A 13,167-nucleotide genomic window follows, 5' to 3' on the forward strand; every position below is an offset into this window, starting at 1 on the left:
TGATTACTCAATGATGGCCGGTTGGTTTAAGCTGGCCGCGGCGGACCCACAATCAATGGATTTTGAATCTACCTTAGTCCGTGATCGGGCGATGAACATCAACGCCAATATCAGTGTCAGTACGGTCATGACGGCGCCACCTTCCAGAGCGTGAGCCACCCGGTTGGCAAGAAGCGGTAGACCTGAAAGATCTCCGGCCCCAAATGAGGAAATTGCAACCAGCACGGCGAGCCCCAAGGAACTACCGAGCTGGTGGGCAACGTTCACCACCCCCGATGCCGCGCCGGCGTCCTCTAGCGGCACCCGTACCACTCCGGCCGCGGTCAGTGGGCCAAGCGCACCGCCCTGACCGACACCGATCAACATCATCGGCACCGTGAGCATCAGCAGAGAGCCGCCAGACGCTGCCAGGCCCATCCAGACCAGCCCGACAAGGCTCGCGAACAAGCTCGCGATCAGAACCTGTCGATTGCCAAACCTAACGATGAGACGCGGAGCGGTCATCGCCGTTGCAAAGTTGACAACCGTCGTCGGCAGAAAGGCCATTCCGGCCATCGCAGAGCTCAGGCCCATAACTCCCTGCAAATACTGTGTGGTGAAGAAATAGAACCCGACGTTCGCACCAAGGAACAGCAGGCGAGCGGCGTAGGCGGCCGCCCGTTCCCTGTCCGCGAAGAGCCGCAAGGGCATGATCGGCTGCGCGACGCGGGCCTCAATCGAGACAAACATGGCGAGCATGAGCAGGCCACCTGCGATTGAGCATAATGTAACCGGATCTGTCCAAGAGGTAGATGCGGAGCGGATAACCCCATAAACGAGGGCGACCATGCCGATCGTTGACGCGAAAGCGCCAGCGACGTCAATCCGGGCGCTCCCGAGTTCGGTCTCCACAATATAGCGCCGGGCCGCGATGATCATGATAACGCTGATTGGAAGGTTGATGAAGAATCCGACCCGCCAGGAAAGCCAGTCAGCCAGCACTCCACCGAGGACAAGGCCAACGGACGCTGACACGCCGGCAGCCGCAGCATAATAGGAAAGGGCTCGCGTCCTTTCCGGTCCTGGCTCAAAGTTCGTTTGGAGCAAGGCTAGGGTCGAGGGAGCCAAAATGGCCGACCCTATGCCCTGGGCACCGCGCGCCATGATCAGCCATGATGGATTCTGCGCAAGTCCGATTGCAAGCGAGGCGAGGGCAAACACGGTCAGGCCGATGATCAACATCCGTCGGCGGCCGAGAATATCGCCGCTGCGAGCGGCCAGCAGCAGGAAGCCACCGAAGGCTAGGGTGTAGGCGCTCGAAACCCAAGCCAGGCCGGCGTCAGTAAATCCGAGGTCGGCGTGCATCTTAGACAGACCCGTAAGCACAATGGAAATGTCGAGGACGATCATCACGTAGCTGACGAGGATGATCGCGAGAATGGCAGCTTTGTGAGTGCTGGCCGAAGGTGATGGAGTGCTTTTCATGGTGGGTATCCTATTTGTTTGCGGTAGCGTCCGCGAACAACGCGCTCGGTCGAATGTCTGCCGTCCGTCCTTTTAGCAACCAAGGCCGGGGTCGATTAGATAGGATAATCGGGATAGACCCATAAGCATCTTTAATAAATAGGATCAGCGGCTGACCACGGGCCAGATGATGCCACCCGCGCAATCCGTCGACATCACGGCCACATTGACGAGGTGCGCAGACAGATTGGACCGAGGTGCCTTGGCGACCACTGAAGTGCCCTTATATCAACGTGTCGAGAGTTCGATCCCTGATCAAAAACGACCGAGGCTCTAATCGCTGCCGGATGAAAATTCCGTGGCGAGTCAATGGGTGGCGAGCACCATTAAACTCCCTTGAGTATCCTATCCAAACGCAACTATCCTGGTCGCAGCAATGTCTCCAAGGACCGACAATGCGAGCGAGGTTGAATCCCGAGTTGGTCCGAAGAGACCTATCGGTGCCTTAACTCTCTCAATTAGTGCAGGAGTATGGCCTGCGTCCTTCAGCCGATCAGTGCGCCTCTCATGGGTGCGGGTGCTTCCAAGGGCACCTATGTAGAACGCCGCAGATTGAAGGGCACTGTCGAGAACGACTGCCTCCGCATCCAAATCGTGATATAAAAGAACGACGGCGGTGTATGGATCGATCAAATCCGAGAGGCCCTGCTGACTGTCCCATTGGTTGCTGACGATGACATCATACCCGGAAGCTTCGGCGAGCCTTCGAACTGCCTGTGCTTCCACCGTCTGGCCAGCCAGGATGAGACGCGTTCCGGGCCGATAGACGGTCACAAAAACCTCATCACTCCATGCCGTCCCCACGGCGGGCTCGACTGCCGCCAGAGTGTTATCCTTCGGGACATAAGCCAAACTCGCCGCCCGTCTCTGTGCAAGCTCGTCAAGCACTGCTTCGATAGGGTCGGGATCCTGCAGCACATGGATTGCGACCGTGATCCCTCCCCCACAGGGAAGGACGATATCGAAGAACGGAGAGCCATCCCCAAACATTACAATGCGGTCCCGAACTTCGGCCATCGCCGACAGTGCCTCGGAGGCGACAGCTGCTTCCACACAGCCGCCCGAAACGTATCCGCAGAAACGCCCGTCGGCAGCGATTGCCACATGCGAGCCGAGTGCGCGCGCCGCGCCGCCGCGGATGTCGACAAGCGTTGCCAGAGCCGCACCGCCGGCTCGAGCTTGATCGGCGGCAAAGCGAAGGATCTCGGCGGGATCGTCGACGGCTATTGCTTGTATCGGCGTCGGCACCGCCGTCGGCTTACTGAGTTCGTTCATGGTGATCCTTCAGGAATGATGGTTGGCCAAGTTCGAGCCGGACCTCGGCCAACGTGCTCCTTGCGAATGTTCGCTGCTCGCCTGACGATCGCGCGTGGGCAAGCAGAATCGGCCCGAGGATTGCCAGCACCGTGCGTTGCTGGCGACCCTTTGATGTCCTGCGGGAGGCAGAGGCTACCGCATCTGCAACACGATCGGGTTGCTGCTTGCTGGGTCCGTATGCGATCGAAGGACCTTCACTTCGTCAGCTGTCACCGGTCTGCCATGGTTGCCCCAGGAGGAACGGACGAACGACAAGACGTCGGCGATTTCCTCATCTTTCAACTGATCGCGGTAGGACGGCATCCGGTAATTGTCAGGGATGCCATCGGCCACGACACGGCCGGATCCGTTAAGCGTCACGTTGATCTGGGAGTCGGTCTCCTTGATGAGCGACGAAGCCGAGCCCGCCAATGGCGGGATCCACTGGTTCTGACCACGTCCGTCAGGGCCGTGACAGAACCCGCACTTGGCAGCGAAGGTCTGCGCTCCGGGAACGTTGCGGCGGTTGCTGACGGAGAGGCTGGCAGCAGTTGTGTCATCGTATTGCCAGGGCGTGCCATCCCGTTGGGGATCACCCGGCAATGACTTGAGGTAATGTGCGATCGCCTTGAGATCCGGATCCGTCATGAACTGCGTCGAGTTGTTGAACGCCTCGGCCATCGAGCCAAAGACGACGGCGTGCTGGTTGCGGCCGGTCTTCAGGAAGGCGTAGACATCATCCTCGCTCCAGCGGCCAAGGCCGGTATTCGGATCATTGCGAAGGCTCGGCGCATACCAGCCATCCAGAAGCGCTCCGGACAGATAGCGTGGACTGCTGTCATCGAGCGCCAACTCGTTCATCGCCAAACCTCGGGGCGTGTGACAACTTCCACAATGGCCGGCGGCCTGCACCAGATAGGCGCCGCGGTTCCACACCTCGTCCTGACCGGATTTGGCTGTGTATGTGCCGCGGTCGGTGAACACAGCGTTCCAAAGCGCCAGCGGCCAGCGCATGTTCATTGGCCACTTGATGTCCGATTCCCGGTTAGGTGCCTGTACCGGCGCAACCCGATACATGAAGTAGGCATAAAGCGCGCGAATGTCGTCGTTGCTCATCTTCACGTAAGACGGATAAGGCATGGCCGGATAAAGCCGTTCGCCATCTGGTGAGACGCCGTGGCGCACGGCCCTGTCGAAATCGGCCAGTGTGTAGTTGCCGATGCCGGTCTGCCTGTCGGGCGTGATGTTGGTTGCGAAGATCGAGCCGAGCGGCGTGCCCATTTTCAGGCCGCCGGTAAAGGGCTTCGATTGCGGCGTGCTGTGACAGGCAACACAATCGCCCTGGCGCGCCACATATTCCCCATACTGCAACAGTTCTTCCGACGGCGTTCCGGTGTCTGTTGCGTTGTCGAACGGTGACGATGGCAACCGCGTGACGAACCAGCCTAACCCTGCTGCCACGACGACGATGATGCAGACAATAGACAAGATGATTTTTTTCAACCGGAGTTCCGCCCTGCTAAAATATGCTCGTTCCAGACCGCCGTATCGGGATCGGCCTAGCCGGCACATGTTCGAATTGAGGATAGGTCAGAAGGAGAACGGAAACCGACTAGGTGTTGCCGTCGAACCTAGTCCGTGACAATGGCAGACGCCGTACCCGCTGGCCGGTGAGGGCAGCAACAGCGTTGATCACCGCCGGCGGTACTCCGGGAACCCCTGGTTCGCCGACGCCGGTCATCGGCGCGTCGCTCTCAACAATACGCACATGCACGCGTGGCATGAGGTTGGGTGGAAGGATGGGGTAGAGATCGTAATTTCGCGCGCGTGGCACGCCGTCTTCGTAGACAACCTCTTCCAGCAGGGCCGAGGACAATCCCAAAGCGACCGCCGAGTTCATCTGCGCCTCGACAATTGCCGGATTGATGACTCGGCCCGGATCGATCGCCACCCAGATATCGTGGACTTTGACACTGCCATCGACGATCGATACTTCCGCGATTGTAGCAATTTCCGTGCCGAACGGCGAGGCCATGGCGACCCCACGGGCGCGCCGGCTGTCGTCGTCAGCTGTGAATGGTCCACGCCGCCAGCCGCCTGAGAGATCCCCGACCGCCTGCAGCAACGTCGCATGTCGTGGGCTATGAGCTACCAGACGTCGGCGTAGTTCGAACGGATCAATCTTGCCAGCATCGGCCATCTCGTCGGTAAAGCACTCCATAAAGAAGTCATTGAAGGAATGCCCTACGGAACGCCAGGCGCCGATCATTGGCGGATAGCGATGCATGACATGCGCGATATTGCGATTGGGGAAGTCGTAGACTTTCTTGGCGATCCCCTCCACCACCGTTGGGTCGAACGTGTCGTAGGACGCGCCATACATTCGTGCGTACAGCCCGTCAGAAACCGATTCGGACTGAAGCGCCACCGGCATGCCTTCCGCGTCTAGTCCTGCCTTGAAACGAACCAGTGCCGCGGGACGGAACGCATCGCGCAGGAACTCCTCCTCTCGGCTCCAGATCACTTTAACCGGGCGACCGACAGCCTTGGAGAGCAAGATCGCCTGCGGATAAGGATTGCTTTCATCGTAATAGAAGTAGCGTCCAAAGAAGCCTCCGAGCATGGGCGAATGCAGTGTCACCTTTTCCGGTGCGACGCCTGCCAATTTCGCTGCTGCATTCTGGAACAGGAGTTGCGCCTGGTTGGATAGCCACAGCTCGACTGACCCATCGGCCTCATTCCACGACGCAATGGCCGATGGTGGCTCTAGCTGGGCGTGTGCAAGAAACGGCGCGTCATAGACGGCTTCCAGCGTCTTGGAGGCGGATGCCATCGCTGAAGCGGCGTCGCCAGCGGTTTCCGCCACAAAGCCGGGACCTGGCGCATTCAGCATATCCTCCCTCAGCTTCTCTGTCGAAAAGTCGGCAGGCATCGGACGCGGCGTATCGCTCTCCGCTTCCTTCCATTCCGCGATCAGCGCCTCGGCAGCGCGGCGCGCATGCCACCATCGGTCGGCGACCACCGCAACGCAGCCCGGCAACATATGCACCGAATGAACGCCGGTCATCTTCTCGACTGCGTCCTTGTTTAACAGGCGAACCGGCTGCATGCCGAGGCGTGGCGCATGCTGCACTGCTGCCTGAAGCATGCCATCGACCTTCGTGTCGATGTTATAGACAACCCTGCCGGTGGACTTGTCATGAATGTCAATCCGTGGAACCGACTTGCCGATCCAGCGAAAGCTATCATCGGAGCGCAGCGCAACATCGGTTGGGATCGGCAGTGCCGCCGCTTCGGCCGCAAGATCTCCGTAATCGAAGCTTTTCCCAGATGCGGCGTGGATCACCTTCCCGCCTCCGGTAGAAAGCGTATCGACCGCCACACCAAGGCGCGCGGCGGCCGCCTGCATCAGCATCGCTCTGCTTGTCGCACCCATTCTCCTCATGGGCAGGAAGTTCCGCCACATGGAACTGCTACCGCCGGTGCTGAGCCGTGATCCCAGCGCCTTGATCTCGGGACCGGGCACCGCCACCTGCACGACGAAGCGGGCGGGATCGAGATCAAGCTCTTCGCCAACGACCTGGGCGAGACCAGTGAAAATGCCCTGGCCACCTTCCGTTACGGGGACCTGCAGGAAGGCAGTGTTGTCGGGGCGTATTTGCAAAAGAGCTGTAAAAGGGTTGAATGGTGCTCCCGGGGGCGCTGTTGCGGCCGACTCTGGCGTAATGGCAGCCTGCGCTGCGGCGGCTTCAGGCCGCAACGCAATCGTCAGCGTCAATCCTCCGACGGCCGTAAGAAAGCCGCGCCGGGAAAGATTGTTAAATTGTGGGACGTCGTTCATGCGGCGTCCTCCTTCAGCCCAGCAATATCCCTGACGGCGGCATTGATGAAATTGTAGGTGCCGCAACGACAAAGATTGACCATTGCCGCAGCGACGTCATCGTGGGACGGCTTGGGGTTTTCCTTCAGCAGGGCAGTTGCGGCCATGACTTGGCCCGACTGGCAATAACCGCATTGGGGGACCTGGTGTTCGACCCATTTGGCAACCACCTGCTTGCCGATCGGATCATCCTCGATGGCTTCGATCGTGGTGATCTGGCGGCCTGCGACGCTGTCCACCGGCGTCACGCATGAACGCATGATCTGGCCATCCACCAATACCGAGCAGGCGCCGCACTGGGCCAGCCCGCAACCGTATTTGGTTCCGGTCAAACCGAGTTCATCGCGGATCACCCACAGCAAGGGTGTGTCACCGGCCGAATCCACCTGATGGGTTTGATTGTTGATCTGAAGGTTCATGACTTCCTCTGTCTTGATGAAGTGCCGTGGAAGAGAGCACCGCCGCGATATTCCGCGCCGCTTCCAGCCAACGCAGATTCATCCGGTCATGAGACCGGATGAATCTGCGACAGCTTACCGTCACAATGATGCGCCCGAGGGGCAGCAATGATTAGTCAGCTAGATCTGATAAGCCCTATTAGCTGTGTGAATTAATCGGTCATAGACACCGGTGTGAGCGATGGTGATCCAGGCTCATGCTGAAGCTGTAGATTTTCGACGCCGTTGGCTACTATTGAGGACCGCATCGCTAGTCTGTCGGAAGCCGGCGAGTTTCCGACACAGCTTGCACATGTTAGTTGGTGTTAGGAAGATTAAGGAGACGGCGCAGTTGCGGTGCCGTTGTATTAGCCCTGAAGCCTGGGCCGCCACGCTGGAAGCTCCTTGCCGAAGCCAAATCGCCGACAATGACAGGTTCACACCCTGCATCGACGACCAATTGCGCAGCAACCCTAACGGCTTGCGTATCGTCGCCTGCTATTGGCACGCCGAGCTTTCCGCTCTCTCGCTGGCCCGAGGATTCAACCGCCGTGGCGTCGACGGCGCTGAACGCACGAACGAGCTTTGTTTGGGGCAGATACCTTACTGACACCGGACCCACGCCATTCGCATTCGCCTCGCGGCTTAGAGAATTGTCGCTTCCCGGAGATGGGTTGCAGGCGTCCAGGACGATTTTGCCACTGATGGCGTCCTTCAGGTCGCGCCCGAGTTGAGGCAGCGCATCATAAGGAACGGCGAACAATAGTACCGAGCCAAACTCAGCAGCCTGCCCCGGCGTTCCAGCCGATGCGCGAGAACCAAGCTCGCGGGTCATGGATACTAGCTCCTCGGGATGTCGCGAAGAAAAGAGCACCTCGTGTCCGGCCCGTACCCATGCGCGGCCGACCGTGCCACCGAGCCAGCCTGCTCCGATAATCCCAATGCGCATCGAAGGGGCGGCTTGCCCTTTCACAGGGGCAAGAACAGGAAGGGAGATCAGCGCGGCGATGGTTCCAAGTGCGGAGCGACGCGAAATCGGCATATCATTCAATCCTTTCCTGATAGGTCTGATAATGTTCATTTTAGCAGCCGGGCGGACTGCCGATTAGATAGGTGAGGGTGCAAGACCTTATGAGCCGGGCTCATAGGTTTGCGAGGCTGATCGGCTTTCACCGGTATCCTTTTCTTGCCGCCGCCCGAGCCAGAGGCTCAAAATGAGCCAAATCAGCGACATCGGCACAGCGACAACGGCCATGCCCGAAAGAGTAAATCCCAGGCCAATGAGCCCGGCATAGCCCCAGCTCGCCAATTGATCGCCACTGCGATAGACGACAGTGTCGATGAAATTCTTGGTCTTGTAGCGATCCTCTCGCGAGACGGAGGTGAACAATACCTCCCGGCTCGGTCGAGCCAACGCAAAATTACTAACCCGGCGTGCCACCTGAACCACGACGAATACGGCAATCGTGGGAAACCCAGCCAGGGCTGCAAAACCTCCGACGCTCAGAAGCGGCAGCACGCAAAGCGTCAGCGCGACTCCGATGAACCCCATCAGCCGCCCCGTCAGGAAAATCTGGAAGATCAGGGTGAGCACGTTCACCCAGAAATCAATATTGGCGAAAAACGCGGTCCGCTGACCACGATCGGAAAAATTGGCCGCAGCGATCGATGCTTGCTGAAAGTAAAGAATGGTGGAGGTCATGGAGTAGAGCAGGATGAACAGCGCGATCCCAAGCAAGTAGGGAGAGCGAAAGGTATGGGTCATTCCAGCGAAGATCCCGCCGCCGACAGGACTGTGTGGATCAGCTCCGTTGACGGGCCATTGAAATGTATCACTGACCTTTGCCAACCGTCGTGATGCGAAGACTGCGATTTCAAGTAGAACGATGGACGAAAGGAGTAGCCAGTTCTGCCCAAACCGCTCCACCAGTCCCGAGGTCAGGGCCGAGCCGGCTATGCCACCCAAGGTCGCGCCGGCTGCGAGAACGCCGAATAGTCGCTTTCCTTGCTCAGCATCGAAGATATCCACGATGAAAGACCAGAAAACCGACACGACGAAGAGATTGAAAACGGAGACCCAAATGAAAAAGGCTCGACCGACCCATAGATGCTGCTGCGGTGTTCCCGTCGTGAGAAGGAGCAGGAAAGCAAGCAGGTTGAGCATGAAAAACCGGTAGGCGATGGCGATAAATCGCTCGCGCGCGAACCTACGGACGGCAAAGGCAAAGAGGGGGTTGATCGCAAGCATGGCCACTAGCGTGCCGGTGAAAAGCCAAGGCAGGTTCTCAACACCGCCGGAAACACCCAGCTCGTCACGAATAGGCCGCAGGACATAATAGGCAAGGAAAAGCGCGAACACGTAAAGCCATGACCAAAGCAATGCGCTGCCCTCGCTAGGGCGAACATCAATTGCGCGATGGAGGAGTGACCTGCGCCGCCGGCCATTAACTGAAACGACGACGACAGGTTCAATGGTTTTCGCCAACTCACCTTCTGCCAGTGTCTTTTTGCGACTATTCATCGGCACTGAGCCTTCATTCGTTCGGTGATCGGTCATGGACAAGTATGCATAGGCCGAGCGCGGGACTAGGCATGCTGCAACGCATGGCCTTATGAAACAGGCTCATGAATGTTGCCGCGGTCTTCAGCCGCCGGCGACGCTCATATGGCGCGCGGCAGCCGGGCGGTTATGGGTCCGATCGATGATGAAGTCGTGGCCCTTCGGCTTGCGGGTGATGGCTTCGTCGATCGCGGTGTAAAGGAGAGCATCGTCTTCTGTCGCCCGCCGGTCTTGCGCGGAATATCGGCCAGTGCGAACTGACGCTCGAGGTCACTGCGCAGCTTGGAGCACGTTAGACAATGATCGGTTCGATCCTCTTCGAACTCGCCGATCGGCATCGTCTTGATGACGGTTAGGTCCATGCCTCGACCAAGGGCGAAGCGCGACAGCTCCGGAATTTCGGTCTCGTTGAAGCCCTTGAGGGCGACGGCATAGAGCTTGATCTTCAGGCCAGCCCTCTGCGTTGCAGGGAAGGCAAACGCAAGCGAATATTCACCGAGCCTTGGGCAAACAGGGGTTAACAGCAGCTCGACGGACAAAGCGTCATGCTCCGATGAATGCGTATCCCGCCTGACATGCCTCCAGTAACGCGAGACGGGATCCACAGCAGTGGCGCGGTGTTTCGGAAGGTCGCATGCGGCGCTGGGTGCGCCGCATGCTTGACTGTCTCAGCTGGCCTCAGGCAGCTCGTGGATAAGTTTTTCCAAGGTGATAGGGTAGTCGCGTACTCTGACGCCGGTCGCATTGTAGATCGCATTTGCGATCGCAGCACCGACGCCGCAGAGGCCGAGTTCGCCGATACCCTTTGCCTTCAGAGGCGTTGAAAGAGAATCCGTTTCATCGAGGAAGATCACCTCTTGGTGCGGAATGTCAGCATGGACTGGGACCTCATACCCCGCCAGATCGTGGTTGACGAAGAAGCCGCGCTTCTTGTCGACAGCCAGTTCCTCCATGAGCGCTGCCCCCACGCCCATGGTCATTCCACCGATGACCTGGCTTCGTGCCGTAATAGGATTGAGAATTCGCCCGGCGGCGCAGGCGGCCACCATCCGTCTTACCCGCACTTCCGCCGTTGCCACATCCACACCGACCTCGACGAAGTGGCCGGCGAAAGTGGAAAGCTGATATCTCTGGCTCAGATCGCCGAACTCCATGCTGTCCTCTGCGGAAATGCCGTCCTGGCCGGCGGCCTCCGCAAGGAGCACGCTGCGATTGCCGGAACGGATCTCGCCGGCAATAAAAGTCACGTCGCCAGAGTTGAACCCGACTTTTTGCGCGACAGCCTCACGCAGCTTGACGCAGGCGGCATAGACGCCAGCAGTCGAACTGGCCGCACCCCACTGACCGCCTGAGCCGGCCGAGACCGGGAAGCGCGAGTCACCAAGGTTTACGGCGACCTTGCCGATGGTAACGCCCATCATCTCGGCGGCCGTCTGCGCTATGATTGTATAGCTGCCGGTGCCGATGTCGGTCATGTCCGTTTCGACGGTCACGACGCCTTCCTTGTCGAGCCGAACCCGGGCGCCGGAGGTCATGGTCGGGCCATCGCGAAAGCCCGTCGCAACACCCATGCCAATCAGCCATTGTCCGTCGCGAAGCTGGCCCGGTTTGCGATTGCGGTTCGCCCAGCCAAACCGTGCGGCTCCCGTACGCAGACACTCGATCAGCTGACGCTGAGAGAAATGCCGTTCGGGATTTTCCGGGTCGACCTGCGTATCGTTGATGATGCGGAATTCGACGGGATCGAGGTTGAGCTTTTCCGCCATCTCGTCCATCGCGATTTCCAGAGCCATGAGACCAGGGGCCTCGCCGGGCGCCCGCATCGCGTGTCCTTCGGGAAGGTCCAAGACAGCCAGCCGGGTCGCCATCATACGGTTTGCGCCGCTATACAGCAGGCGCGTCTGCTCCACTGCGGCCTCAGGGCGCCCGCCTTTGAGATTGCCGGACCAGCTCTCGTGGGCGATAGCGGTGACCCGGCCGTCTCTATCGGCGCCCATCCGGATCCTTTGGATCGTCGCAGGCCGATGTGTCGTATTGTTGGCGACGAAAGGCCGAGGCAGGGCAAGCTTCACCGCCCGGCGCGCGGCGCGTGCGGCAAGCGCCGCGAGTACGACATCGGATCGCACAAACAGCTTGCCCCCGAAACCCCCGCCGACAAATGGCGATTTGACTTGAACCTTCTCTGCGGGCATGCCGAGCGTCGCTGCGAGATCTCGCTTGCCCCAGGCGACCATCTGGTTCGATGTCAAGACGACAAGTTCGTCACCGTCCCAGGCGGCGAGGGTCGCATGGGGCTCCATCATCGCATGGCTGTGATCAGGCGTCGAATAAGTTCCATCGAACTGAACGGGCGCGGCGCTGAAGGCGCCTTCGAAATCACCAACCCTGACGTTGGGATTGCCTCCGACGGAATCCTTTATGCCGGCAAGGTCGAACACGCCTTCTTCTACTGCATAGTCCACCTGGATCAACGCGGTTGCGGCGCGGGCCTGCTCGAAGGTTTCGGCGACGACGACAGCTATTGCCTGATGATAATGCTGAACCTCAGGCCCGCCCAGGAGGTTCGCCGTGTTCCAATTGCCCTTGCCCAGGCGGCCGACGTCCCGAGCCGTAAGGATGGCTATGACGCCGGGAGCCGCTTTCGCTTCCTCAATATTCATTGCAGTGATGCTGCCCTTGGCAATTCCCGATCCGAGCGGATAGCCGTAGGCTGGATTTAAAGTCGGATCATGCCACTCGTAGGCGTATGTTGCTGTGCCCGTCGTCTTGTGCGGACCATCGATCCGCGTCACGGGCTGGCCGATTACCTTGAGCTGGTCGATCGGATTGGTGGTGGCGGGTGTGTCGAATCTCATCTCTTATCCCCTTGCTTCGGCAAGAACCGCACTGAGCGTGCGCTCGACCAGCGTGACCTTGAAGGCGTTCTGTTCGGTAGGATGCGCGCCGGCGAGGAGGGTCGCCGCGACCGCTCTTGCGCCTTTGGGAAGCTCGGCCTCTGCTGCCTCGATACGCCACGGCTTGTGGGCAACCCCGCCGACCGCAACACGGCCGGTTCCATCCGGCTGCACGATCGCGCCGATCGAGACCAGCGCAAAGGCATAGGAGGCGCGGTCGCGGACCTTGCGGTAGATGTGCTTGCCACCAACAGGCTTCGGAAGTGCCACGGCGGTGATCAGTTCGCCGGGTTCGAGCGTCGTTTCCACATGCGGGGTCTCTCCCGGCAGGCGATGGAAATCGGCGATCGGGATGCGGCGGGTGGTTCCATCGGGCCGCATCGTCTCGACGGTCGCGTCGAGCGCGCGCATGGCGATCGCCATGTCGCTCGGATGCGTGGCGATGCAGGCGTCGCTGATGCCGATCACAGCAAGCTGGCGACTGAAGCCTCCGATGGCCGCGCAGCCGCTGCCGGGCTGACGTTTGTTGCACGGCTGGTTGGTGTCGTAGAAATAGGGACAGCGCGTGCGCTGAAGCAGGTTGCCCGCGGTCGTCGC

General features: G+C 59.7%; 9 protein-coding genes and 1 pseudogene. All 10 read right to left on the reverse strand.

Going from position 1 to position 13,167, the window contains the following annotated elements; genetic code table 11:
• Positions 1-3: 3 nt before the first annotated feature.
• Positions 4-1,464 (reverse strand): MFS transporter, encoded by a 1,461-nt coding sequence (locus AC1RO0_RS23990; RefSeq protein WP_047639380.1) that lies wholly within the window; start codon positions 1,462-1,464, stop codon positions 4-6.
• Positions 1,465-1,848: 384 nt separating this feature from the next.
• Positions 1,849-2,778, reverse strand: a complete 930-nt coding sequence (locus AC1RO0_RS23995) for an XdhC family protein (RefSeq protein WP_047639379.1) — start codon at positions 2,776-2,778, stop codon at positions 1,849-1,851.
• A 174-nt stretch (positions 2,779-2,952) separates the two neighbouring features.
• A complete protein-coding gene (locus AC1RO0_RS24000) occupies positions 2,953-4,302 on the reverse strand; it encodes a cytochrome c (RefSeq protein ID WP_047639378.1) in 1,350 nt (449 codons plus the stop codon).
• 109 nt (positions 4,303-4,411) lie between these two features.
• Positions 4,412-6,640, reverse strand: coding sequence for a xanthine dehydrogenase family protein molybdopterin-binding subunit (locus tag AC1RO0_RS24005; RefSeq protein ID WP_498595098.1), 2,229 nt, complete (start codon positions 6,638-6,640; stop codon positions 4,412-4,414).
• A complete protein-coding gene (locus AC1RO0_RS24010; RefSeq protein WP_047639376.1) occupies positions 6,637-7,098 on the reverse strand; it encodes a (2Fe-2S)-binding protein in 462 nt (153 codons plus the stop codon). The genes AC1RO0_RS24005 and AC1RO0_RS24010 overlap by 4 nt, the downstream gene beginning before the upstream one ends.
• 334 nt (positions 7,099-7,432) lie before the next feature.
• On the reverse strand, positions 7,433-8,197 hold the full coding sequence (locus AC1RO0_RS24015) for an NADPH-dependent F420 reductase (protein WP_197070342.1): 765 nt from the start codon (positions 8,195-8,197) through the stop codon (positions 7,433-7,435).
• A gap of 48 nt (positions 8,198-8,245) precedes the next feature.
• Positions 8,246-9,673 (reverse strand): NTP/NDP exchange transporter, encoded by a 1,428-nt coding sequence (locus tag AC1RO0_RS24020; protein WP_498595099.1) that lies wholly within the window; start codon positions 9,671-9,673, stop codon positions 8,246-8,248.
• 87 nt (positions 9,674-9,760) lie between these two features.
• Positions 9,761-10,143, reverse strand: a pseudogene (locus tag AC1RO0_RS24025) (GTP 3',8-cyclase MoaA family protein); the annotation flags it as partial.
• Positions 10,144-10,344: 201 nt separating this feature from the next.
• Entirely contained in the window at positions 10,345-12,531 is a 2,187-nt protein-coding gene (gene paoC / locus AC1RO0_RS24030) for an aldehyde oxidoreductase molybdenum-binding subunit PaoC (protein ID WP_498595100.1), read from the reverse strand.
• 3 nt (positions 12,532-12,534) lie between these two features.
• Positions 12,535-13,167 (reverse strand): FAD binding domain-containing protein (locus AC1RO0_RS24035; protein ID WP_498595101.1); only part of this gene is annotated, 633 nt, incomplete at its 5' end.

The sequence above is a fragment of the Rhizobium sp. GW821-FHT14E12 genome (assembly GCF_058803745.1).